Origin of the sequence: Fictibacillus nanhaiensis, assembly GCF_023715445.1 — a bacterium.
Classification (GTDB): Bacteria; Bacillota; Bacilli; order Bacillales; family Fictibacillaceae; genus Fictibacillus; species Fictibacillus nanhaiensis_D.
Map to the genome: position 1 here is coordinate 1 of NZ_JAMBOD010000051.1, position 394 is coordinate 394.

Genomic DNA, 394 nt, shown 5'->3' on the forward strand with positions numbered 1-394 from the left:
GTGGAGCACGCCCGTCAGGCCGGCAAGCCCTGGACGCTGGATCCGGTAGCGGTCGGCGCCCTGACCGTGCGCACTGCCTTTTGTCACGAGCTACTGGCCCTCCAGCCGGCGACCATTCGCGGCAATGCCTCTGAAATTCTGGCGCTGGCCGGGATGAGCGCCGGCGGGCGCGGGGTGGATACCACCGATACGGCCGCTGCGGCGCTGCCGGCGGCCCAGGCGCTGGCTCGTCGGCTGGCTACCGTGGTGGCGGTCACTGGCGAGGTGGATTACGTCACCGACGGCGAGCGGGTGCTCAGCGTGGCGGGGGGCAATCCGCTGATGACCCGGGTGGTGGGCACCGGCTGCGCGCTGTCGGCGGTGGTGGCGGCGAGCGCGGCGCTGCCGGGAGACC

The 394-nt window shown here is 73.1% G+C and carries 1 protein-coding gene; it reads left to right on the top strand.

Translation table 11 applies throughout. The annotated features are described in order from the left end of the window. Window positions 1-394: hydroxyethylthiazole kinase (locus M3196_RS21815; RefSeq protein WP_251324382.1), on the top strand; the 394-nt coding region annotated here is incomplete at both ends.